This window comes from Mesorhizobium sp. M0715 (genome assembly GCF_040320355.1).
GTDB lineage: Bacteria > Pseudomonadota > Alphaproteobacteria > Rhizobiales > Rhizobiaceae > Mesorhizobium.
In genome coordinates this window covers 102817-123985 of the sequence record NZ_JAMYPL010000013.1, presented here as the reverse complement: position 1 = coordinate 123985, position 21169 = coordinate 102817, and the positions used below count along the sequence as shown (strand labels likewise).

21 protein-coding genes are annotated in these 21169 nt (G+C 62.4%); 12 read left to right on the top strand and 9 right to left on the bottom strand.

The genetic code is table 11. From position 1 onward, the window contains the following. Positions 1-63: 63 nt before the first annotated feature. Positions 64-960, bottom strand: a complete 897-nt coding sequence (locus NKI21_RS17500) for a LysR substrate-binding domain-containing protein (RefSeq protein ID WP_023812801.1) — start codon at positions 958-960, stop codon at positions 64-66. Between the two features lie 84 nt (positions 961-1044). Between NKI21_RS17500 and NKI21_RS17495 the strand changes: the two genes are divergently transcribed. The 6 genes from NKI21_RS17495 (at position 1045) to NKI21_RS17470 (ending at position 8911) form a co-directional block, all read left to right on the top strand. Further along, positions 1045-2628, top strand: a complete 1584-nt coding sequence (locus NKI21_RS17495; RefSeq protein WP_352441302.1) for a zinc-binding metallopeptidase family protein — start codon at positions 1045-1047, stop codon at positions 2626-2628. A 22-nt stretch (positions 2629-2650) separates the two neighbouring features. Then, the gene (locus NKI21_RS17490; protein ID WP_128302992.1) at positions 2651-3583 is read left to right on the top strand and encodes a dimethylarginine dimethylaminohydrolase family protein; all 933 of its coding nucleotides are present in this window, start codon (positions 2651-2653) and stop codon (positions 3581-3583) included. 238 nt (positions 3584-3821) lie between these two features. After that, a complete protein-coding gene (locus NKI21_RS17485; RefSeq protein ID WP_352441303.1) occupies positions 3822-5261 on the top strand; it encodes an FAD-binding oxidoreductase in 1440 nt (479 codons plus the stop codon). A gap of 230 nt (positions 5262-5491) precedes the next feature. Then, positions 5492-7645, top strand: coding sequence for a transglycosylase domain-containing protein (locus NKI21_RS17480; RefSeq protein WP_023812797.1), 2154 nt, complete (start codon positions 5492-5494; stop codon positions 7643-7645). Between the two features lie 119 nt (positions 7646-7764). Then, entirely contained in the window at positions 7765-8349 is a 585-nt protein-coding gene (locus NKI21_RS17475) for a DUF1214 domain-containing protein (protein WP_128302989.1), read from the top strand. Further along, on the top strand, positions 8342-8911 hold the full coding sequence (locus NKI21_RS17470; RefSeq protein WP_128302988.1) for a DUF1254 domain-containing protein: 570 nt from the start codon (positions 8342-8344) through the stop codon (positions 8909-8911). Before NKI21_RS17475 ends, NKI21_RS17470 begins: the two co-directional genes overlap by 8 nt. Here the strand turns inward: NKI21_RS17470 and NKI21_RS17465 are convergent. Beyond that, complete coding sequence (locus NKI21_RS17465) at positions 8908-9096, bottom strand: hypothetical protein (RefSeq protein ID WP_128302987.1); 189 nt, start codon at positions 9094-9096, stop codon at positions 8908-8910. The two genes, NKI21_RS17470 and NKI21_RS17465, sit on opposite strands and share 4 nt — an antisense overlap. Positions 9097-9284: 188 nt before the next feature. On the opposite strand from NKI21_RS17465, the gene NKI21_RS17460 reads away from it, so the two are divergent. Continuing rightward, positions 9285-10322: a hypothetical protein gene (locus tag NKI21_RS17460; RefSeq protein ID WP_352866496.1), complete on the top strand. Its 1038-nt coding sequence runs from the start codon at positions 9285-9287 to the stop codon at positions 10320-10322. Here the strand turns inward: NKI21_RS17460 and NKI21_RS17455 are convergent. From NKI21_RS17455 to NKI21_RS17445, 3 genes are all read right to left on the bottom strand, one after another. Next, positions 10300-10647, bottom strand: a complete 348-nt coding sequence (locus tag NKI21_RS17455; protein WP_352866493.1) for a DUF1491 family protein — start codon at positions 10645-10647, stop codon at positions 10300-10302. The genes NKI21_RS17460 and NKI21_RS17455 overlap by 23 nt on opposite strands. A gap of 228 nt (positions 10648-10875) precedes the next feature. Further along, on the bottom strand, positions 10876-11673 hold the full coding sequence (locus NKI21_RS17450) for a peptidoglycan-binding domain-containing protein (RefSeq protein ID WP_023812791.1): 798 nt from the start codon (positions 11671-11673) through the stop codon (positions 10876-10878). Continuing rightward, positions 11648-13378 (bottom strand): ATP-binding protein, encoded by a 1731-nt coding sequence (locus tag NKI21_RS17445; RefSeq protein WP_352774664.1) that lies wholly within the window; start codon positions 13376-13378, stop codon positions 11648-11650. The genes NKI21_RS17450 and NKI21_RS17445 overlap by 26 nt, the downstream gene beginning before the upstream one ends. Before the next feature lie 537 nt (positions 13379-13915). On the opposite strand from NKI21_RS17445, the gene NKI21_RS17440 reads away from it, so the two are divergent. Together NKI21_RS17440 and NKI21_RS17435 are read left to right on the top strand one after the other, a co-directional pair. Continuing rightward, positions 13916-14269, top strand: a complete 354-nt coding sequence (locus NKI21_RS17440; protein WP_023812789.1) for a DUF5330 domain-containing protein — start codon at positions 13916-13918, stop codon at positions 14267-14269. Between the two features lie 100 nt (positions 14270-14369). Next, a complete protein-coding gene (locus NKI21_RS17435) occupies positions 14370-14798 on the top strand; it encodes a SufE family protein (protein WP_127292519.1) in 429 nt (142 codons plus the stop codon). A gap of 141 nt (positions 14799-14939) precedes the next feature. Here the strand turns inward: NKI21_RS17435 and NKI21_RS17430 are convergent, their stop codons facing one another. Both NKI21_RS17430 and NKI21_RS17425 read right to left on the bottom strand, forming a co-directional pair. After that, positions 14940-15365 (bottom strand): Ros/MucR family transcriptional regulator, encoded by a 426-nt coding sequence (locus NKI21_RS17430; RefSeq protein WP_013532660.1) that lies wholly within the window; start codon positions 15363-15365, stop codon positions 14940-14942. A gap of 441 nt (positions 15366-15806) precedes the next feature. Further along, entirely contained in the window at positions 15807-16175 is a 369-nt protein-coding gene (locus tag NKI21_RS17425) for an SH3 domain-containing protein (RefSeq protein WP_352441307.1), read from the bottom strand. A 164-nt stretch (positions 16176-16339) separates the two neighbouring features. Here NKI21_RS17425 and NKI21_RS17420 point away from each other — a divergent pair, with 164 nt between their 5' ends. From NKI21_RS17420 to NKI21_RS17410, 3 genes are all read left to right on the top strand, one after another. Continuing rightward, positions 16340-18463, top strand: a complete 2124-nt coding sequence (locus NKI21_RS17420) for a S9 family peptidase (protein WP_352441308.1) — start codon at positions 16340-16342, stop codon at positions 18461-18463. Further along, positions 18460-19086 (top strand): LysE family translocator, encoded by a 627-nt coding sequence (locus NKI21_RS17415; RefSeq protein ID WP_352441309.1) that lies wholly within the window; start codon positions 18460-18462, stop codon positions 19084-19086. Before NKI21_RS17420 ends, NKI21_RS17415 begins: the two co-directional genes overlap by 4 nt. Before the next feature lie 156 nt (positions 19087-19242). Beyond that, entirely contained in the window at positions 19243-19650 is a 408-nt protein-coding gene (locus NKI21_RS17410; protein ID WP_023812784.1) for an SET domain-containing protein, read from the top strand. On the opposite strand, the gene NKI21_RS17405 is transcribed toward NKI21_RS17410, so the two are convergent. Next, on the bottom strand, positions 19647-20597 hold the full coding sequence (locus NKI21_RS17405) for a cytochrome c (RefSeq protein WP_352441310.1): 951 nt from the start codon (positions 20595-20597) through the stop codon (positions 19647-19649). The genes NKI21_RS17410 and NKI21_RS17405 overlap by 4 nt on opposite strands. Before the next feature lie 9 nt (positions 20598-20606). Further along, positions 20607-21044 carry a c-type cytochrome gene (locus NKI21_RS17400; protein ID WP_023812782.1) on the bottom strand — a complete coding sequence of 146 codons (438 nt, stop codon included), beginning with the start codon at positions 21042-21044 and terminating at the stop codon, positions 20607-20609. Positions 21045-21169: the final 125 nt, after the last annotated feature.

The following is a 21169-nucleotide window of genomic DNA, read 5'->3' as shown; positions in this document are numbered from 1 at the left end:
CCGAATAGTTTTCGCCTGATCGGCAAATTCCATTCATCTATGGCGAGATGTCGCCACCTGCACTCAATACGGCAGGATGCGGTTCTCCTGGAGTTTCGACCGCAGCCATCCTGCGAACGCTTCCAGCACCGGATGCGAAGCCTTGGCGTGTTCGGAGACCAGGAAATAGGAACGCGGCGACTTGATCGCGATGTCGAACGGCCTGACCAGCCGGCCCTCGCTCAGCGCCCGCCGGCTGGTCAGTTCGTCGCCCATGGCGATGCCCTGCCCGGCAATCGCCGCCGAGAAGACGAGGTTCATGTCCGAAAAGAAGATGCCGCCCTCAATGTCGGGGTTTTCCACCTTGGACAACGCCAGCCAGCGCGCCCAATCCTCGGTGTCATCGAGATGCAGCAGGTTGGCGCGCAGCACGTCCGACGGCCGGGAAAAGCCGCCGATCTTGTTGAGCAGCGTCGGGCTGCAGAGCGGCGTGAACGAGATTTCGCAGAGCGGTTCGACCGCCCGGTTCGGCCAATTGCCGACACCGAACGCAATGAAGGCATCGGCGTCGGCGTTGCTGACATCGTCGAGCCGGCGCGGCGTCAGGATGCGCAGCGCCACGTCGGGATACATCTGCCGGAACTCGCCGATATGGGTGCACAAGAACAGCGAGGCGAAGCCGGGCGTGCAACTGACGGCGAACGAGCCGCCGACGCCGGTGCCGGCATCACGCGTCACCGCATCGCCCAGAACGGTCAGCGCCTTGCGCACGTCGCTGGCATAGCGCTGGCCGCGCGGCGTCAGCGCCACGCCCTTGCCGATGCGTTCGAGCAGGTCGAAGCCGAGGTCGCGCTCCAGCAGGCGAAGCTGATGGCTAACAGCGCTGCGGGTCAGGTGCAACTCGTCGGCGGCGCGCCAGACGCTGCCGTGGCGGGCGAAGCTGTCGAGCGCGCGCAGCGCTTGTGTCGATGGTATACGCAAGGAGCCTCAGGTGAACCGAATTTGCACGAACCGGGAAAACATATCACTTTTTAGCGAACCGCTTCACTGCTTTCTTCTCATGCCATGGAGAAACCGGTGGCCACCTCGGCGCAAGCAACCGCCCTTGCCTGTCTCGACGGCATCCAGCCGTTGTTGTCCGCGTGGACACGCACCATCTTCGATTACGGCGAGACCGCGTGGCGGGAGTATCAATCCGCCGCCTGGTATGTCGAGCGACTGAAACTCGAAGGCTTTTCCGTCGAAGAAAGTTCCGGCGGCATGCCGACCGCCTTCTGCGCGCATTGGACCAACGGCCCCGGCCCGACCATCGGCATGTACGCCGAATACGACGCGGTGCCGGGCAATTGCCAGGATGCCGCTACGGTCGAGCGTCCGCGCCGGGGACTTGGCAACCAGGCCGGCGGCCACACCGACCCGCATTCCGGGCTGGGCATTTCGAGCCTCGGCGGGCTGCTGGCGACCAAGGCGGCGATGCAGCGCCACGGCATATCAGGCACGCTGCGCTTCACCGGCGAGCCGGCGGAAAAGGTGCGCGGGTCAAAGCCGATCCATGCCGCCAAGGGCTATTATGACGGCCTTGCCGGCATGATCTCCTTTCACCCGTTCTACATGCTGCCGCTCTGCAACACGGCGCGCTGGGACACACATTGCGGCGCGGCCTACGCGATGGTCTATCGCTTCATCTGCGACCAACCGGAGCGCTGGGCGCTGGCTGCGGGTGCTGCACCCATTCCGCAAGCACATTCGGCGGCGCGCGCCCCCGGCGCCAACGACGCATTGTTGATGATGTACATGGCCTCCAAGGCTCTGCGCGATTCCATGCTGCCGCATCAGGGCGGCTGGTCGATCAGCGAAGCGATCCTGACGGCGGGACAAGCAACCGCCGACAATTTGCCGGCGGGGCTGGCCGAGATCCAGTACATGATCCGCGTGCCGACGCTTGCCATGGCCGAGCAGGTCACCGCGGTGCTCGACCGCAATGCCGAGGCGGCGGCAGCGATGAGTGGTTGCCGCACCGAGCGGCATTGGGTGTCGAAGTCACGGCCGGGACTTACCAATCATGTAATGGCCGAAATCGCCTATGAAGCACTGTCGACGGTCGGGCCGCCGCGCTGGGACGAGGACGCCAAGGCAGTCGCGCGCGAAATACAGGTCAATGCCGGGCGCATGGCGAGCGACGAGCCGTTCATCGAAGAGTTGGAGCGCTTGATCGAGCCGCAGGCGGCGGAAGCGATCCTGCGCCGCGACCTGCCGCCCTCGCAAGTCAACTCGACCTCCGACGATTACACCGACATGTCGTGGCATGCGCCGACGGCGCGCTTCTATGTCGCCCGCCCGGCGCTGCGTTCGGAGACCGGCTATCCCTATCCGTCATGGGTGATGAATGCGTTGGGCGGTATTCCCGCCACCATCGACCCGATGGTGGCCTGCGCCTCCCGCACGATCGCGCTCGCCGCCCTTCGCCTGCTCGAGGACAAAACTGCCCGCGATGCGGCGATGAATGAATTCGTCGCCCGCACCGGCGGCGGCATAGGCGGCTCGAACTGGATCGCGCCGCTCTGCGACTACGAGCCGCCGATTGGATTTCGTTGGCCTGAATATGTCACCACCCCACGCGGACGCGACTGGTGGATACCGAGCAATTAGACACCCTCACGAGGAGCACCCCATGACCGTTCATGACCGCATTGTCGCCGAGCCGTTTTCGCTGCAGCGCCGCAACCCGGCCGGCGGCACCAAGCCGCTGACCGCCTGGGGCTTCGCCAACGAGACCGACGTGCTGACCGACGTCCTGCTCGGTTCGCCCAATTTCCTGCGCCATCTGTCGACCAGCTCGCTGTCGCGAAAGCATCTGCGCGAGGCACCCTGCAACGTCCAGATCGCCCAGGCGCAGCACAAGGACCTGGTCGCCGCCTACGAGCATTTCGGCGTCAACATCCACTGGCACGAGCCGACGCCTGAGCTGCCGATGCAGGTCTATTCCCGCGATTCCAGCGTCATGACGCCCTACGGCGCCTTCATCACCGCCATGGCCAACTGGTGGCGGCGCGGCGAGAACTATGCCGCGATCCGCACCTACGAAAAGCTCGGCATCCCGATCTACGACATGGTCACCGCAGGCACGTTCGAGGGCGGTGACTTCAACGTCATCGAGGATGGCGTCGTGCTGATCGGCTGCGGCGGCGCGCGTACGCAGGAGGAAGGTGCTCGCCAGGTGCAGGCCTGGTTCGATAGGGAAGGTTGGGAAACCCGCATCGCCTTCATCGACGAGTATTATGTTCATATCGACCTGATGGTGGTGCCGATCGCCGAAAAACTGACCGCTGTCTGCCTCGCCTGCACCGAACCCGGCATTGTCGACTGGTTGAAGGGCAAGGGCCACGAGATCATCGACGTGCCGTTCCAGGATACGATGGCCCTCGGCTGCAACTTCATGTCGCTGGGCAGGGACCGGGTGATCGCGCCGACCTCCAGCCAGGCGCTGATCGGTCAGCTCAAGGCGCGCGGCTTCGAGGTCGCGGCCGTCGACATGAGCGAGATCTCGAAGACCGGCGGCGGCATCCACTGCATGGCGCAGGCGCTGAAGCGCGAACCGGCCTGAGGAGTGGGATAGCGCTACGCTGCTTCGCTCACATTCGTCAGCATGATCGGCATCCGGGCGGCCGAGGGTGCAAGGTCGCGCGCGCAAAACGGCTGAGATCGCCGGCTGGCGGCACCGTGTGCCCCGCTTGCGAGTCGCAACGCTGCCCGATGCGAAACTTGCGCGATAACTAATATAAGCGCACAGTAAAAAACGTCTTTTGGGAGAGGACAGCTCATCTGCAAATCGGGAGGAAACCATGAACACCATGAGCCTCACCACGCTTGAACGCGGCAAAACGACAGTCGACGCCGCAGCCCTGGAAGCGTTTTCGGCACAATTGCGCGGCAAAATGCTGAGCGAAGGCGATGCCGCGTATGACGAAGCACGGACCGTCTGGAATGCCACGGTCGACCGGCTGCCCGGGCTGATCGTGTGCTGCGTCGGAGCTTCCGATGTCATCAGTGCCGTGAATTTCGCCAGGGAGAACAGGCTTCTCGTCTCGGTGCGCGGCGGCGGCCACAACATTGCCGGAAGTGCGGTCTGCGATGGTGGCCTGATGATTGATCTGTCATTGATGAAATCGGTGCGGGTCGATGTCGCTGCGCGGCGGGCATGGGTCGGGCCTGGCGCGACGCTTGCCGATGTCGACAAGGAAACGCAGGCCTTCGGGCTGGTGGTACCGACCGGCATCAACTCGACCACCGGCATATCCGGCCTGACGCTGGGTGGCGGCTTCGGCTGGATCACCCGCAAATTCGGCCTGACCATCGACAATCTTGCCTCCGTCGATGTGGTCACCGCCGATGGCAAACTGCTCCGGGCCAGCCATGCCGAAAATCCGGACTTGTTCTGGGCGCTGCGCGGCGGCGGCGGCAATTTCGGCGTCGTCACGGCATTCGAGTTCGAACTCCATGAGTTTGGACCGCAAGTGCTGGCGGGGCTTGTCGTCCATCCCTTCGCCGATGCCGAAAAGGTGCTGCGGGAGTATCGCAAGGCGCTCGAGACCGCACCTGACGAGTTGACCTGCTGGGTGGTCATGCGGCAGGCGCCGCCGCTGCCCTTCCTGCCCGCGGAGTGGCATGGCAAGGAGGTTCTGGTGCTGGCCATGTGCTATTGCGGCGACATCGAGGCAGGCGAAAAGGCGACGCAAAAACTTCGAGCCATCGGCACGCCGATTGCCGATGTCGTGGGCCCCAGCCCGTTCACCGGCTGGCAGCAGGCATTCGACCCACTGCTCACGCCCGGCGCCCGCAACTACTGGAAGAGCCATGACTTCACCGAGTTTTCCGAGGAGGCGGCTGCGGTCGTCAGGGGGGCAATAGCCAGGCTGCCGGGACCCGAATGCGAGATATTTATCGGCCATGTCGGCGGCGCGGCAGGTCGCGTCAAGGCGGACGCAACGGCGTTCCCACAGCGCAGTTCGCATTTCGTCATGAACGTTCACGCCCGCTGGCGCGAACCGACGATGGACAAGGCTTGCACCGACTGGGCTCGTTCAATCTACGAGGCGGCCAAGCCTTATGCCGCCGGCACCGCCTATGTGAACTTCATGCCGGAGGACGAGGTCGACCGGGTCGAAGCGGCCTATGGTGGCAACCATCGACGGCTTCTGGAAATCAAGCAGCGCTACGACCCATTGAACCTGTTCCGCATGAACCAGAATTTGCGCCCGAAAGAAAGCTTGCGAGCCGCATGAGGCGCGCCGTGCTGCAGTGATAAAAAGCTCACGCCTCCGCTGGAGGCGCGGGCACATGCTGTAGGCGCCGGGCTGTATTCTCGGGCCGGCCCGTCAGCAACAAACCCAATACTGTGTCTTCGCCGCCCTTGTGAGTGCTGGAAAAATGGAGGAATAGTCTCCCGGAATGCATCGCCCTGAAATTGCCGGTTTGCGGTTCTCAGGTCGTGCAATTGCTAGCCGGATATCGAATGGCCAGTCCCGAACCGCGCAAGAGAAGAGGTCCGATCGCCGCCCGGCTGCTGGCGCTCGACGCGTGGATCGATTCCTCGCTCTACGAGATCGGCTTCAAGGCGCGCCAGTTCTGGGAATCGGCGACGATCTTCTCGCGGCGCTTCCGCGTCAACGGCTGGCGCCGTGGCATCATCGAACTGCTGAGCGAAGGTTTCACGCTCGGCGCCGTCGGCATCGTGGTGATGCTGGCGCTGGCCATTCCGGCTTTCCAGGACACTGCCGGCGACTGGCGCGCCCAGGGCGACTTCGCCGTCACGTTCCTCGACCGCTATGGCAACGAGATCGGCCAGCGCGGCATCATCCAGCGCGATTCCGTGCCGGTCGACGAGATGCCCGATCACGTCATCAAGGCGGTGCTTGCCACCGAGGACCGTCGCTTCTTCGATCACTACGGCATCGATGTGCTCGGCCTTTCGCGCGCCATCTTCGAGAATGTGCGGGCGAACTCCGTCGTCCAGGGCGGCTCGAGCATCACCCAGCAATTGGCCAAGAACCTGTTCCTCACCAATGAGCGCACGCTGGAGCGCAAGATCAAGGAAGCCTTCCTGTCGCTGTGGCTCGAGGCCAATCTGTCGAAGAAGGAGATCCTGCAGCTCTATCTCGACCGCGCCTATATGGGCGGCGGCACGTTCGGCATCGAGGCGGCCGCCGACTTCTATTTCGGCAAGAGCGTCAAGGACCTGAACCTCGCCGAGGCGGCGATGCTGGCCGGCCTGTTCAAGGCGCCGACCAAATATGCGCCGCACATCAACCTGCCGGCGGCGCGCGCGCGCGCCAACGTGGTGCTGTCCAACCTTGTCGATGCCGGCTTCATGACCGAAGGCCAGGTCCTGCAGGCCAGGCTGCATCCGGCCGATGTCGTCGACCGCGGCGAACAGAAAAGCCCTGACTATTACCTCGACTGGGCATTCGACGAGGTCAAGAAGATCGCCAAGCCGGGCCAGCACTCGCTCGTCGCCCACACCACCTTCGACGCCAACATCCAGAAGGCGGCGGAAGAATCGGTGGAGTTCCACCTGCGCCAGTTCGGCAAGGAGTATAACGTCACCGAGGGCGCGGTCGTGGTCATCGAGACCAACGGCGCCGTGCGCGCCATCGTCGGCGGCCGCGACTACGGCGCCAGCCAGTTCAACCGCGCCACCAAGGCGCTGCGCCAGACCGGCTCGTCATTCAAGCCCTATGTCTACGCAACGGCGATGGAACACGGCTTCACTCCCAACTCCATTATTTCCGGCGGCCCGATCAGTTGGGGCAGCTGGTCACCGCACAATTACAACGGCGGATCGGCGGGCAACGTCACCCTGATCATGGCAATGGCGAAATCGATCAACACCGTGCCGGTGCGGCTGGCCAAGGATCATCTCGGCATTGGCCCGATCAAGGCCATGGCCGAGGCGATGGGTGTGGAATCGCCGATCGAAGCACACAAGACGATGGTTCTCGGCACCTCGGGCATGACCGTGATGGACCAGGCGACGGGCTACAGCGTGTTCGCCGACAATGGCTTCGTCGGCTCCCGGCACGGCGTCAGCCAGCTCGTCACCCGCACCGGCGAGGTGGTCTATGATTTCGCCAAGGATGCGCCGCCGCCGCACCGGGTGCTGTCGGAGCAGGCACTGAAATCGATGAACACCATGCTGGCGGCAGTGCCGGTGATGGGCACCGCGCGGCGGGCTCAACTTCCCAACATCGTCGTCGCCGGCAAGACGGGCACGACGCAATCCTACCGCGACGCCTGGTTTGTCGGCTTCACCGGCAACTACACGGCGGCGGTGTGGATGGGCAATGACGACTTCACGCCGACCAAGAACATGACCGGCGGCTCGCTGCCGGCGATGGTGTGGCAGCGACTGATGGTCTACGCGCACCAGAATATCGACCTCAAGCCGATCCCCGGCATCGACAAACCTTTCGTCGACGAGGAGATAGCGGCCAAGGCCGAGGAAGCGCTGAAGAAGAGCGACGAACAGGCGGCGGCCAATGCGGCGGCCGAGCGGCCGCCGGTGCTGTCCAGCCGCACGACCCAGACGCTGCGGGACATGACCACGCTGTTCCAGTCGGCCCCCGTCCTCAGTACGCCGCAACCGCCGGAGACGCTGTCGGCGCTGTGATCTTTCCGACTGGGCAGGTCTTTCAACTGGTCCGGGGCGGCAAATCCATCGGCCCGCTTGCCACGAGGCCCCGCGCCGCGATATCCCCGAGCGGCAACTCTTCGTGTTCCCGGCCCCTCATGCTCAAGAATGCCTTCCTGACGCTGCTTTCGCTTGCCATAGCCATCGTCGGCGGTGGCAGCAGCGTCTGGTATGCGCTGAAAGTCCAGGATGGTGTCGGCGCCATCCGGATCGGCCAATGGACGGCCTTTCCCGATATCGGCACGCCGGCCGCCGATCCCTATTCCAAGGCCCGTGTGGCGCGCGAGGGCGTACTTGCGCTCGGCCGCGCCGAAGGGCTGTCCTTCGTCGCCGAGCGCGACACGGGCGGCGCCGAGCTCAAGCGCGAATGCACCTACACAATCGAGGGTGGTTTTCCGACGGCACGGTTCTGGACGCTTTATGCCGCCGACCAGTCGCTCGGCGTGGTCGAAACCGGCAAACCCCGGCTGGCGGCGCTGCAATCCTATGGGGTGGTGCGCCAGCCCGACAATTCGGTGATCATTTCCGCCGGCCATCACCCGATGCCGGGCAACTGGCTGCTGACAGACGGCTCCGGCAGGATGTATTTCGTGCTGACCTTCTACGACACGCCGATCGCCAGCAGCACCGGCCTGTCGGACGTCTCGCTGCCGCAAATCGTCAAGGTCGGCTGCAATGCGTAGTTTTTACGCTGCGATGCGCGGACTTCTGCATGCCGTCCTGCTCGGCCTGCTCGGCGCCGGCATCGTGCACATCGCCGTGCTGCTGCTGGTGCCCGAGTTTTCCGAACGCGATGCCTGGTCGCGGCTGTCCATGGCGTCGGACCTATACAAGATGACGCGGCTCGATGCCGAGGCCGGTGGCGCGCCCGTGGTGAAATCCGTCGACCCGCTGTTTTACGCGACGGCCTGCCGGTTCGATCTGGGCGAAGGCATGGTCCGCGTCAAGGCACCTGGACATGTCCCGTTCTGGTCGGTCTCGGTCTATGACCGCAGCGGCCACAACATCTATTCCTTCAACGACCACACAGCGACCGGCGGCGTTCTGGATGCCGTCGTGCTGACGCCGGCGCAAATGATCGACGTGCGCAAGGACCTTCCCGAGGATCTTCAGGGGGCGATCTTCGTCGAAGCGCCGATCGAGGAAGGCATCTTCGTCATCCGCGCCTTCGTGCCCGACAGCAGCTGGAAGCCAATCGTGTCGCACTTCTTCGAACAGAGTTCCTGCGAGTTGCAGGACTTCTAGTGATGCGGGACCGGCTTCGTCCCTGGCGAGCCCGGCTTGTCGGGATCGACCGGCCGCACTTCGCCGGCACACGGCCGCTCGTAGCGGATGCCGGGAAAGATGATCACCGCCGCCGGCATTTCGACGGTTTGCTTTACTCTGGTGTTTGGTGCCGTACGCGGCACGAAAGACAGTACCATGCCCATGGTTCGCGCATTCCTCTCGGTTTCCCCGGAGCACAACGCAACGCCTCCAAATGTCATTAAGGCCGGCAGAGGGTTAACGGAACGCTAACGGATCGCCGCTAACTTGATCTTTGTTCTTGGCGCTCGCGAAACCGGCACAGTCCCGGTCGAGCGCGGCCAAGCTTGTGTCGAGTACGGGCGTATCCTTCGTGTCATCTTCGGACTTCAGGCAAATCGCGGTGCGAAAAGACTCGGGAAAGGCCGAAAGGCTGTTCCGCGCCGCAGTGTCGGCGTTTTGCTCGCTCACCCGCCCTTCACGCCGTGAGATTGGCCAACTCGAAGACCTGACGCTGCCGCTGTTCGACAATGTGTCCGTCGAATCTCGCCGTTACGTGGCGGCCGCCCTTTCCGAATGCGAATACGCCCCCGCCGCCCTGGTGCGCCGCCTTTGCGAGGAACCGGTCGACATTGCCGCGCCGCTGCTCATCCGCTCACGCGCCGTCAGCGACATCGATCTCATCGCCCTGATCGGGCGACATGGCCTGCCGCATGCGCGTGCCATCGCGCGCCGCAAGAGCTTGAACCCGACCATTGCTGATCTGATCAGGGCCCTCGAGAGGCCAACCCTGGTGCGTGCGCCGGACCCGGATGCGAACGCCGCTGCAGCAGACAAGATCGCGCCAGCGAGCGCGGAAAGCGCCTCCGGCGAGCTGGCCCGGGAACAGGCACTCGGCATCGCGGCTGAGAATGCACGGCGCAGGCTGCGCTCGATGATGCGCACCGGCGACGAGGCGGCAGCGACGGGCGCCGATCCTTTCAAGGGCGCCGACACCTATGTGAAATTGCGCGAGACAGCTCTGACGGGAAACGCCGCGTTCTTCCAAACCGCGCTCGCCGATGCACTCGATATCGATTTCGAGATCGCGCGATCGCTCACCGCCAACCAGAATTATGCCTCACTGCTTGCCGCCTTACGCTCGCTCGACCTCAGCGAGGACAGGGCCTTCCTGATCGCGGTTGCCGTCTATCCCAGCCAGTTCCCGCATCCGCAGGCTATCCGGACTTTCCTCGACCGTTACCGGCTGCTGCATCGCGAAGCGGCCCAGGACAAGATGCGGTCGTGGCGGGCGGAAACCCTTTCAAGGGCGGTTCGCGGCGCAGCACCTGCCAACAGCGATACACGCACCGCCTCGAACAGCGACGATGCGGCTGATACCTCCGGCCTCAGGGCGTCTTCACGGAAATAAGCTCCTCGACAGGCACGGTGCCGGCCTCGATCTCGACCACCCAAATGTCGGGATCGAACTTTTTCTCCCTTTCCAGCCTGGCGTCGAGCACGGAGGCATCCTCGCCGGCTCCGAGCAGAGTGAAAAACCGGTCGTCGGGCTTGGCCGAATCATAGCTTGTCTGCGGCGCCGGCCCGAAGAGGGCAACCTCGCCCAGCCTGCCCCGCGCCAGGACGAAGACAGCGCCGGCCTCGGTCGCGCCGCGCTTGACCACGGCGGCAAATCCGCCGGCGCCGAAAACCCGGCGCAACAGGGCCGAGACCCACAGATCCGATGTGACACGCATGAGAAAACTCCGCGAATGCATGTCGCCCAAAAGGTGGGTTCCGGTTTTGGAACAACGGCATGCATGAGAACAAGGCAGGCGGGTTCTCTAAAGTAGTTTGCCGTTTCAAGGAAACGGCAAACTACTTTAGCCCTTGTTTGACGCGATTCCGGACGGAAAACCGTTTCACACTTTTCCTGGAATTGCTTTGTCGATATTTCCGCCGCTGGGCGAGCCGTCGTTCAGCCGTCAGTTGGTCAGGCCGATCTCGCGCATCTTGACGTAGACGATCTCATCGGGCTCGCCGGTCTGCGGCAGCCCGAACAGCGACTGGAATTCCTTGATCGCTGCCTTGGTGCGCGCGCCGACGACACCATCCAGCTGCATGTCGTCATTGCCGAACGCCTTGAGCCCGGCCTGGATCTTGACGATGCGGGCATCGGGCGCTTGCGTCGCGGCATTCGCCTGTCCGGAATTTGTCTGTCCCGAACCTGTCTGCAAAGACACCGGAACGGCGGCCGGCGTATCCGGACGCGGCTGCGGCCTGGGTACCACGGAAGCGGTTTTCGGCGTCGCGCCCAGTTGATCGAGCAGAAGCGCGTCGATCTCGCCGGACGTGTTGAGCCCAACCTTCTGCTGATAGTCCTGGATAGCCTTGCGGGTGTTGGGTCCGGAAATGCCGTCGACCGTTCCCGAATAGAAATCGAGATCCTTCAATATGCCTTGCACCTGCTCGACAACCGGATCGCCCTTGATCGGTGCCGGCGCGCCGGATGGCCGCACGATGTTGAACGTCGTTTCCGGCTCGTCGGGCGCCGCGTGCGGAAAACCCGCAATGCTGCGGGTCGCGAAGAATGCGCCGGCATGCGGGAAAGGCTGGTACCACAAGGCATTTGCGGAGACGTAGAACAGCGTCACCAGGAATGCCGTCGAGCCGCCCACCAGGACAGGGTTGCGCGAGATCATGCCGCCGACGGCGACAGCGCCGTCCTGAAAGGCGTTGCTGCGGCGCTTGACCGCCTTAGCCTGTTTTGCGGAGCGAGCCATTTCTGTCCCCTTTCGCCATCGCTACAGGCATGGTCAGCACGCCGGCCTTCTCCGCCTGATGTCCCTTCGGTCCGTTCACCGGCAGGCTGATGGTCACCGTGGTGCCCTCGCCCGGCATGCTTTCGATGGACATCGTGCCTTCGTGGAGCGCCACCAGACCCTTGACAAGTGAAAGGCCAAGACCAGTCCCCTCGAAACGGCGGGTATAGTCGTTCTGGATCTGCATGAAGGGCTTGCCGAGATTGGCGAAATCCTCCTCGGCGATGCCGATGCCGGTGTCCCTGACCCAGAAATGCAGGCGCGAACCGATCCGCTTGGCACCGACGACGACGTCGCCGCCGTCGGGGGTGAACTTGATCGCGTTGGAGACCAGGTTGATGAGCATCTGCTGCACGGCGCGCTGATCGGCATTGATGTCGCCGGCGTCCGGCGCGATCTGCGCCCGCAGATCGATGTTCTTGGCCTGCGCCTGCAGTTGCATCATCGACTGGCACATGTCGACCGCTTCCGCGAACCGGAACGGCTCGGGTTCGGTCGCGTAAACGCCCGATTCAATCCTGGACACGTCGAGTATCGAGGTTACGACGGCGAGCAGATGCTGGCCCGAATCCCGTACCAAGCCGACATATTCCTTCTGGCGCGGATCCTTGAAGGCGCCGAACATCTCGTGCAGCAGCATATCCGAGAAGCCGATGATGGCATTCAACGGCGTGCGCAGTTCGTGGCTGACCACCGCCAGGAAGCGCCCCTTCGCCACCTCGGCGGATGCGGCCGCCTCATTGGCCGCCGCGAGATCCTCGCGCAACCGGCTGATCTCGTCATTCTCGCGCAGGACGAGCGTAAAGACGCCACCCTGTTCCTCACCACGCACCAGATCAAGCGAGAACGGCCGGTAATTGTCGGCCGTCAGGCTATTGCCGTTCTGAGGCAGCCGGATGCGCAATTCGAGCCGGCGCGACAGCGCACCGTCGCGCATGTCGGCCATCGCGCTGAGATAGGAAACGCGATCCGACAGATGGACGCGATCGAAGAGGCCGTTTCCGGACAGCAGTTCGGGCGGCAGTTTCAAAAGCGTGCGGGCCTTTGGCGACGCGTCCAGTACCTCGCCATGACGGGCAACGCGCAAGACCACCGCATCGATGATGTCTTCGAGCCGGTCGGCAGTGTCGACCACAGCCGCGTCGGCGGTGTTTTGAAACGCCGATGCACGCGGCATCAGTGTCAGCGCCCACACCAACGGCACCAGCCAGTGCCACGCCGCGATCTGCGCTCCTGCGAAAGGAAATACGGTTCCAGCCAAAGGCTGAGCCAGGATGGCGACAGCGGCCGACACGGCTCCCCACAGTGCTGCACGTCGCGAGCCGCCGATCCACCAGGCTTCGAAAGGCAGCGCCAAGACAAGCATGGCGACAGGCGAACCCAACCCGCCCGCGGCGGCAATGAGACTGCCGAGCGAAATGCCGGCCAGCACCAGGGCGACCCGACTCGCCATCGCCATCTTGCCGGTCGCTGCCACCAGCAAGGCGACGAACCAGCACAGGCCAAAGGCGGCGAAGATGGCGGCCATGGTGACGGCAACGCCCATGCCTGAAGTGACCAGCGTGACCGCGGCGCCGGCGGCAAAGAAAGGAGCGGCGAGCATGACGCCGATGAAACGGCGCTGGCGCTCGCGGTCGCTCCGCCCAAGGATGGACGGATGGACCATACGTTCGCAACCGGCAGAAATCGCGCCAGGCAATTCAACGTATCTGGCCTTGATTGAACTCAACTCAACGCACTCGCACTTGTCGTGGACAGCTCTGCTTTGCAGATGGTTCTGGTTGGCTTTGAAACTCGCATCCAGCGTTTAAGGAATGGATAAGGCAGGGCCGACCAAGGCCCTGGCCTGCGGCAAATATCGGGATGCCGGCCGCCGAAAGCACGGGCAAATGCAGCCATAGTAAACGGAGAGTTATCCGGCGACGGCACCTATCGGACAGAGCGCACACGGCACTCGGACTTCCACATTCCAAGAAAAATACAGGAAAATCATGGGGATATATGGTTATTTGTTGTTAAGGAAAATCACTGGCAATTGAGACAAAACGATTGCAGAACGCTTCGTCTCGAATTTGCCTAAAATTTGAGGAAAATTCTCTCTTTGCCTGCAAGCCGTCCTTTGCGCCTGTGTGCCAAGATCCTGCCTACAAAAGAGGTCATGCCATATGGATGCATGATCCGGTCACGACGAGAGGGCAAGGGCATGGTCTTCCTCATAAGAATGGCTTTCTGGTTTTCGCTGGTGCTGCTGGCGCTGCCGCTGACTGTCGGCCCCGATGAATCGGGCCGCGAAAGCGTCGGGCCGATCCAGGCCTTGTTTGCGGCACGCGAAGCGGTTGGCGATATCGCCGGCATTTGCGAACGCAAGCCCGATGTCTGCGAGACCGGCAAGTCGGCAATGCACACCATCACCGCCCGCGCCAAGGAGACCGCCAAGATCGCGGCAGCGATAATGGACGACAAGTCCGCCGCCAGCCCCGACACATCCACGATGACCGGCAGCCTGCCCGAAGAAATCGTCTTGCCCGAGACCGTCAACCTGCCGCCTCAGAATTAAGCCGTTTCGACGGCGCACCGCGGGCTGTCTGCCCTCTCGACGCCCGCGGTGTCCTTGTTTTTTCCGTGACGCGGCGCCGCCGCGTGACTATATCCGGGCCATGACCACCACGATCCAGACGATCCGCGACGATTTTTCGTTCCTCGAGGAATGGGAAGACCGCTATCGCTATGTCATCGAACTCGGCGAGGCGCTGCCGCCATTTCCCGACGAGCAGCGCAGCGCCGCCAACAAGGTGCCGGGATGCGTGAGCCAGGTCTGGCTGACCACCGAACGCGGAGCTGGAGCCGACCCAGTCATCACCTTCACCGGCGATTCGGACGCTCATATCGTGCGTGGGCTGGTTGCGATCATGCTGGCGCTGTTTTCCGGCAGGACCGCCAGCGAAATCCAGCAGACCGATGCGGAAGCGACATTGAAAGAACTCGGCCTCGACGAACATCTGTCGCCGCAGCGCGCCAACGGCCTTCGCTCGATGGTCAAGCGCATCAAGCGCGACGCCGAGGCAGCGCTCAAGCAGACCGCCTGACACCTCCACACCCGATCCGCGCGTCGCGGCGCGCAAAAATCAAACGGCGCCCGAAGGCGCCGTTGATGTCGATCCGATCTGGCTTATTTTAACGCAATTCCCAAGGGAAAGCTCTATGCGCTGGAATTGCTCTGGCAGCGATTACCGCGCTTTGCGCTTGCGGCCGAGGCCCATCTTCTTGGCAAGCTGTGACCGGGCAGCCGCATAGTTGGGTGCAACCATCGGATAGGTCGGGTCAAGGTTCCACTTTTCGCGATACTGATCCGGTGTCAGGTCATAGTGGGTCATCAAATGACGCTTCAGCGACTTGAACTTCTTGCCGTCTTCAAGGCAGACGATGTAGTCGTCATGAACCGACCGCTTCGGGTTGACCGCCGGCTTCTGCTTGTCGGCAGGCGGCTGTTCGGCGGTTCCGCCCACACGCCCGAGCGCAGCATGGACATCGGATATCAGGTTCGGCAATTCGCCGACCGGCACGGGATTGTTGCTGACATAGGCGGCCACCACATCGGCGGTCAATTCGATCAGCGCATCGCTGTTTCTGGAAGGTGTTTCGACAATATCCATGGTCTTCGGGCCCCAACAAGAGTTACATCGATCTGCGCCCTTTTTTACAAGCAGGGCATCGCACGAATTTTGTGCAGGTAGAGTTTCTACGATTCGTGTCGCGGGCACATCAATGAGCGCGGAGACCAAGTAAGTCAATTCGGCCCTTACGCTATATTGAACGATATTGATCAATTATTCCACGATCAGCTTCAATCTTTCGTGCATTGTGTAATTTATCGATATTTCGCGCTCCCGCCGGCGGCGGCTGACGTAACGTCAGATCGCCGTTACATTCGTGGCAACTCACGAAACGGGTTTTAATGTTTGATCTTGCTTGGCTATCGCCCGAGCAATATTGGTTGTTCACATTTATCCACAAAACCATAGGTTGCCGTGGTCATACGTAAGCAATCATGCATGCCTGTCATCCAACCGATCGGCTGATTGCTGCCGCGTCAATCATTGCGGGGTGATGTATTTGCCATAGGCCCAGCCGGTGATGAAATTGCCGTTCTGGGCCGGATCATGCCAGACTTCGCACCAGCGATAGCGAATCTTCTGTTCCTGCTTCCATGCCGGCTGGTTGGCGATGTCGAGCAGGTTTATTCCGCCGGTGCATCGCCCGGTCATCTGCAGAACGGTCCCGTTCGGATATCCCGCCTGCTTCTGGGATGTGCCCGAAGGGTATTTGCGTAGATTGAGCGTATCGCCGAACGGCACATTGGCCACTTGCCAAGCCGCGAATACGGTCGCATGAGACTGGCCGGCAAAGGCCAGAGTTAGTGAAGCAACGGCGAAAGCCGCAGCAGTCCGAGACCAAATAGTCATCATCTCTCCTCCCGGCTCATCTCCTGGAGCCGACACAACCCATACGCTGTGGCTCTTGAACCTGCCCTGAGCGGCGTGTTCATTCGCCGTTCAAGATATTTCTCCATTTGAGATGGTCCATTCAAGATACTGGCCCATTCAAGATACTGGCAAAGCGAGACGCAATGACCAAGACATCCATATTTCCGATCGTCAGCCCGCCTACGCCCGAGAAGCGGCCGGTTTCCGACACGCATCACGGCATCACGCGAACCGACGACTATGCCTGGCTGCGGGCCGGCAACTGGCAGGAGATGTTCCGCGACCCGTCATTGCTCGATGCGGGAATCCGCGTAGAACTCGAGGCGGAGAACGCGTACCAGTCGAAGCTGATGGCCGACACGGTCGAACTGCAGAAGCAGCTTTTCAAGGAGATGAAGGGCCGTATCAAGGAAGACGATTCTTCCGTGCCGATGAAGGACGGACCCTATGCCTATGGCTCGTCCTTCAAGCTTGGTGGCGAGCAGCCGCGCTATTTCCGCATGCCACGCGACGGCGGCGCCGAGCATATCCTGCTCGATGGCGACGCGGAGGCCGCGGGCAAGGCCTATTTCCGTCTTGGCGGCGTCGACCATTCGGCCGACCACGCAAGGCTGCTTTGGGCATTCGACGACAAGGGCTCCGAATTCTACACGCTTCGCGTGCGTGACCTTGCCGACGGCAGGGAGCTTGCGGACCAGATCCCCGACACCGGCGGTTCAGGTGTCTGGAACGCTGGCAATGACGGCTTCTTCTATACACGTCTCGATCCCAACCACCGCCCGTCGAAGGTGCTGTTCCATGCGCTTGGCGACAGCCCGCAAAGCGACCGGCTGATCTATGAGGAAACCGATCCCGGCTTCTTCATGAATGTCGACGGCACCCGCAACAACGAGTGGATCATGATCGGCATCAACGATCACGAGACCTCGGAATACCGCCTGATGCGCGCCGACGATCCGTTTGCCGAGCCGAAACTGGTGTCGCCGCGCGAGATTGGCCTTCAGTACGAGTTGGAAGAAGGCGGCGATATCTTCTTCATCCTGACCAATGCCGACGGCGCCAAGGACTTCAAGATCATGACGGCACCGGCGGGCGATCCCGTGCGCGCCAACTGGCAGGAACTGGTGCCGCATGAGCCCGGTCGGCTGATCCTGTCGGTGATCGGCTTCAGGGACCACATGGTCCGGCTCGAACGCAAGGAAGGCCTGCCGCGCATCGTCGTGCGCGACCGGATCAGCGGCGAGGAGCATCTTCTGTCCCTCGACGAGGAGGCCTTCTCGCTCGGACTGTCGGGTTCCTATGAATACGACACCGAGATCATGCGCTTTTCCTACTCGTCGATGACGACGCCGGCCCAGGTGTTCGACTACAATATGCGCACCCGCGAGCGGGTGCTGCTGAAGACCCAGGAAGTGCCGTCCGGCCATGATGCGGACCACTATGTCACGCGGCGCCTGATGGCGCCGGCCAGCGACGGCGAACTGGTGCCGATCTCGCTTTTGCATCATCGCGACACGCCGCTGGACGGATCCGCGCCTTGCCTGCTTTACGGCTACGGCTCCTATGGCATCACCGTGCCGGCCGCCTTCAACACCAACTGGTTCTCGCTGGTCGACCGTGGCTTTGTCTTCGCCATCGCTCACGTTCGCGGCGGCAAGGACAAGGGCTATGGCTGGTACGATGACGGCAAGCGGGAGAACAAGATGAACACGTTCACCGATTTCATCGCCGTCGCGCGCCATCTGGTCACGGAGCGTTACACGGCGCATGACCGTGTCGTCGCGCAGGGCGGTTCGGCCGGCGGCATGCTGATGGGTGCCGTCGCCAACATGGCGCCGGATTGTTTTGGCGGCATCGTCGCCGAGGTTCCCTTCGTCGATGTGCTCACCACCATGCTCGATGCGACCCTGCCACTGACGCCGCCGGAATGGCCCGAATGGGGCAACCCGATCGCGTCCGCCGACGACTACCGGACCATTGCCGCCTACTCGCCCTATGACAATGTCGCTGATCACGACTATCCGCCGATCCTGGCGCTGGCCGGTCTCACCGATCCGCGCGTCACCTATTGGGAACCGGCCAAATGGGTGGCCCGGCTGCGCGACCGCAAGAGCGGGGACAATCCGGTTCTGTTCAAGATCAACATGGATTCCGGCCATGCCGGTGCTTCCGGCCGGTTTTCGCGGCTGGAAGAGATCGCCTACACCTATTCCTTCGCGCTGAAAGTGATGGGCAAGGCGCAGCTTACGGGAGCAACCAACAAATGATCGACCTCACCACCCTGATCGCCTACATCGCGGTTGTGCTCGGCTTCGTCTTCATTCCAGGCCCCGCCACCCTGCTGACGATCGCCCGGGCAACGAGTTCCGGAACCAAGGTCGGCATCGCGACGGGCGGCGGGATCGCTGCCGGCGACGTCTTTCACACCGTCATGGCCATGATCGGCATATCGGCGATCATCGCCGCGTCGGCGACGCTGTTCAGCGTGATAAAGTACATCGGCGCGGCCTACCTGATTTATCTCGGCATTCGCGCGATCATGGAGAAAACATCAGCCGTCCCGGCTGCCGGCGCGCTTGCGATCTCTGCCGGCAAGGCGTTTCGGCAGGCTGTCCTGACCGAAGTGCTCAACCCCAAGACCGCTCTGTTCTTCCTCGCTTTCCTGCCTCAGTTCGTGCGGCCTGAAAACGGGACGGTAATGCTTCAGATGACCGTGTTGGGGGTCATCTTCGTCGTACTGGGCCTTTTCAGCACGGTCGTCTTTGCCGTGAGCGCTGGCCGGCTCGGCACGTTCCTGCGCCGAAATCCGTCGGTGTTACGATGGCAGGGCAAAGTTGTCGGCGGCATCTACTGCGCTTTGGGCGTCCGTCTGGCGCTGCAGCAACGCTGACTCCAGACGATGATCGACGCGCCTTCCGAAGAGGCTGCGTAATCAGGACTTTTTAAGTTCCCGTTGCTCATTTTCACTCGCAATTGCGGTGACCGCGCGCTACCCAGTGCGCGGCTTTTCCCGGCCTGACAGCCTCCAATCGCGTAAAGGTCCATTATGCTGCTCGTCGACGTCTATCTCGACAAATCGCCTATCCAGGGAATCGGCGTCTTTGCCAAGAACCACATTCCTCGCGGCACTCTGATCTGGAAGCTGGACCCAAGGTTCGATCGGCTCATCGAGGTCGAGACTTATGAGCGCGTGGCCGGCCCGGTGAAGAGCTATCTCGATCGCTACTCCTATCCCGACCGCCGCGATCCGAACTACATCGTCTTCGAAGCCGACGACGCGCGCTATATGAACCATGCCGACGAGCCGAACTGCGACGTCTCCTCACCCGAGGAGAGCTTTGCGCTGCGCGACATCGCGCCTGGCGAAGAGCTGACCTGCAACTACAACCATTTCTTCGAAACGGGCTTCGATTTTCTCGGCGACCGCCACCTGTTATCCGCAGACCCGGTCTAGTTCGCCGTCTTCTTGCGGGCCGGATAGCCGTTTGGATGCGCCGGGATCGCCTTCAGATAGGCGGCGATGGCCGCACGGTCCTGCGGCGTCAGTTCGGCCATGTTCCGCTGGACGTCGACCATGGCGCCGCCGACCGAATCGAAATCGGGCGTGAAGCCGGTTTCGAGATAGTTGGCGATATCTGCCTCCGACCATTCGGCGAGACCGCCCTCGCCTGATGTGATGTTCGGCACGACGCCACTGCCTTCCGCGGCCACGGCGCCCGCCAGCCATTCGTTCTTCTTCGTGCCGCCCGCAAGATCGCGCGGCGTGTGGCATTCGCCGCAATGGCCTGGCCCTTCGACCAGATAGCGGCCTGATATCACCGGATCAGGCGTGCCTTCGGGGAAGGCAACAACCGGCTGGTCGCTGAGGTAGAGCAATTTCCACAGGCCGATGCCGCGGCGGATATCGAAGGGGAAATCGAGCGAATTGCCCGGCGCCTTGCCGGCGACGGCCGGCAACGTCTTCAAGAAGGCATAGAGATCGCCAATGTCGGCCGGATTCATGCGCGCGTAGGATGCATAGGGAAACGCCGGATAAAAATGCTCACCAGAAGGCGACACGCCCTTCAGCATGGCATTGGCGAGGTCCTCGACAGACCATGCGCCGATACCGTCCTTGGGATCTTGCGAAATGTTGGGCGGCACGAAGGTTCCGAAGGGCGTCTTGAGTTCGAGGCCCCCAACGAGCTGAAGCCGCGTGTCGCCCTGTGAGCCCGGCTTTGCATGGCAGGATGTGCAACCGCCGGCATAAAAGATGCGCTTGCCCCTGGCTGCGTCGCCAGGACCGAGCTTGGCCAAGGTTTCCCTGTCGAGCCTCACCGGCGCCGACAGGACCCACCCGGCAACTGCACCGACGCCGCCCAGAATGACGACGGCGCCGACAAGTTTCTTCAGCCATGCCATGGCTGGTGATCAGCCCTTCTTGATTCTGTAGCCTTGATGGCAGGTGCCGCAATCCGAGCCGATAGCGCCGACTTGCGCCTTCAGCGCGTCGGCATCGGCGGGAGCCGCAGCGACCGCAGCCTTGACGTCGGCGAGATATTTGTCCTCCGCTGCCTTGAAGCCAGCCATGTCTTCCCAGATCTTCGGCGAGGCCGTGGTGTCGCCGGTGTCGCTGCCGGCCGGGAACAGCGCATCGGCATCGAATTTGTCGGCATTCGCCTGCAGCGCCTGAAGTTGCGTCAACACAGCCGCCGCATCAAAGGGTTCCTCGCCCTTGACCACTTTCGACAGGCCGCCGACGATCTTTCCGCGTTCCTTCATCAGTGCCTGCCGATCGAGGATCGGGTCGGCAAAAGCCGCCGAGGCCGCGAGTGCGAGCATAGAGATGGCGATAACAAGCTTTCTCATTCAATTGGCTCCATGATGAAGGCATTTCGGGACAGGACGTTAACGGATGCATCAGGGGGAAAATTCCCTTCCCCCTGATGATTTTTGCCAGACCTTTGTTGTTACGGGAATCTCGACGCAGAAAA